Here is a 1,814-nt window from a genome sequence, read left to right as displayed (position 1 = left end):
GCGCCCATTGCCTGTCGTTCAGCCAAAACAAACCAGCGCGCATTCTCTCGCCCCCGAATCAACACGTAGGCAAGAGAATCACGTGGCGCTATTTAGGTACAGACCCTAGAACTGCCGACGTAGGATCGATCTCTCTTACCCGCGTTGCTTGGTCGATGACGGCTAAAGTCCACTGAATAAGCCCGTCAAAGGCCATGCAGCGTTGATCGTCCTCGGAGATCGACGGTTGGGCTACGTTCACTCGTCCCTCTTACGTTTGCGCGCCAGGCATAGCGACTAGGCCTTCCAGCCCTTGGTGAACGGCACCGCGTGGCCGATTCTGTCATGCCAATTCGGCGCGATGTGCACCGCTCCGGCCGCGCCGCAGACCTTGCAGACAAAGCGCCAGCCGACCCGGGACCATGGCCGGTTTTGGGGCAGGGTGTCGAGCGGGAAGTCGACCGTTCGCCTGCAGCCATGGCACTGGATGTTGCAGGTGACATGCCCCTCGGCGAGCCATTCGGCGGGGCTGCCGGGCGGGTAGTGGCCGGACCAGCGAGTGTAGCGACGTCGGGGCATGCCCGATCAAAGCGGCACGAATCCCGAAGGCTCTGAGGTTTGCTATGGAAGAGCACAGATAAACACGCCTTTCGTTCACGCTTTAACGCTCCAGCGACCGAATGAAATCAATGCGTTGGCCTTCTGTTGCGATATCGTCAACTCAGAGTTTTCCGGCATCGTCTATCACGCCAATTATCTCCGATACATGGAGCGCGGGCGCACCAATCATCTGCGGCTGATGGGCGCCGAGCAGCAGGCGCTGTTCGATCAGGTCGAAACCGAGGGCGCGGGCTTTGCCTTCGTCGTGCGCTCGATGCATCTGGACTTTCTGAAGCCCGCGCGGATGGACGACGTGCTCGACGTCGTGACGTGGCCGGTTGCGGTGAAGGGCGCCTCCATCATGCTGGCGCAGGAGGTGCGGCGGGCCGAGGACGTGCTGGTGAAAGCCGAGGTCCGCGTCGCCTTCATCAGCGGCGGCCGCGCCCAGCCGATCCCGAAATCGATCCGCATCCTGATGAAGGCCGATCTGATTTCCTGATCGCCCGATAAGTGATCGGCCGATAGGTGATGACCTATCGACTCCGCCAATTGCAGCGATAGATTGCGGCCCGGACCAACCGATGAGGCCACCATGTCGCGCCCGCCACTTCCACCCTTCACCCGTGAGACCGCCGCGCAAAAGGCGCGCATGGCCGAGGACGCGTGGAATTCGCGCGATCCGGTGAAAGTCTCGCTCGCCTATACCGAGGACAGCCGCTGGCGCAATCGCTCCGAGGTTTTTCAGGGCCGCGAAGCCATCGTCGCCTTCCTCACCCGCAAATGGGAGAAGGAGCACGAGTATCGCCTGATCAAGGATCTCTGGGCCTTCGACGGCAACCACATCGCGGTGCGCTTTCAGTACGAATGGCACGATGCATCCGGCCAGTGGTATCGCTCCTACGGTAACGAGCAATGGGAGTTCGACGAGCACGGGCTGATGCGGCGCCGCGAGGCGTCGATCAACGACATCGCGATTGCCGAGAAGGACCGCCGGTTTCACTGGCCGGCGCCGGGACCGCGGCCGGCGGATGTGCCGGGGCTGGGGACGGATCCGTTCTGATCATTTTCACAAGCGGTGCTGCTTCTACCCTCTCCCCTTGCGGGAGAGGGTGGCTCGCCGCCTGGCGGCGAGACGGGTGAGCGACTGTGTTCGCTGTCAAGCGGGTTGCCATGGTGTTTTCGTCCTGATCATGACGTTGAGGATGGTCAGCAGCTTGCGGGCGACGGCGATCAGG

Annotated in this window: 3 protein-coding genes; 2 read left to right on the top strand and 1 reads right to left on the bottom strand. The window is 62.1% G+C overall.

Annotated elements, in window-relative coordinates:
- Window positions 1-276: 276 nt before the first annotated feature.
- On the bottom strand, window positions 277-558 hold the full coding sequence (locus QJT78_RS50860) for a hypothetical protein (RefSeq protein WP_028154625.1): 282 nt from the start codon (window positions 556-558) through the stop codon (window positions 277-279).
- Window positions 559-673: 115 nt separating this feature from the next.
- Here QJT78_RS50860 and QJT78_RS50855 point away from each other — a divergent pair, with 115 nt between their 5' ends.
- Window positions 674-1,078, top strand: coding sequence for a YbgC/FadM family acyl-CoA thioesterase (locus tag QJT78_RS50855; RefSeq protein ID WP_028154624.1), 405 nt, complete (start codon window positions 674-676; stop codon window positions 1,076-1,078).
- A gap of 93 nt (window positions 1,079-1,171) precedes the next feature.
- Complete coding sequence (locus QJT78_RS50850; RefSeq protein WP_028154623.1) at window positions 1,172-1,639, top strand: nuclear transport factor 2 family protein; 468 nt, start codon at window positions 1,172-1,174, stop codon at window positions 1,637-1,639.
- Window positions 1,640-1,814: the final 175 nt, after the last annotated feature.

The sequence above is a fragment of the Bradyrhizobium sp. Mp27 genome, from assembly GCF_029953005.1.
Classification (GTDB): domain Bacteria; phylum Pseudomonadota; class Alphaproteobacteria; order Rhizobiales; family Xanthobacteraceae; genus Bradyrhizobium; species Bradyrhizobium barranii.
This window is presented reverse-complemented; position numbering and strand designations above follow the sequence as displayed.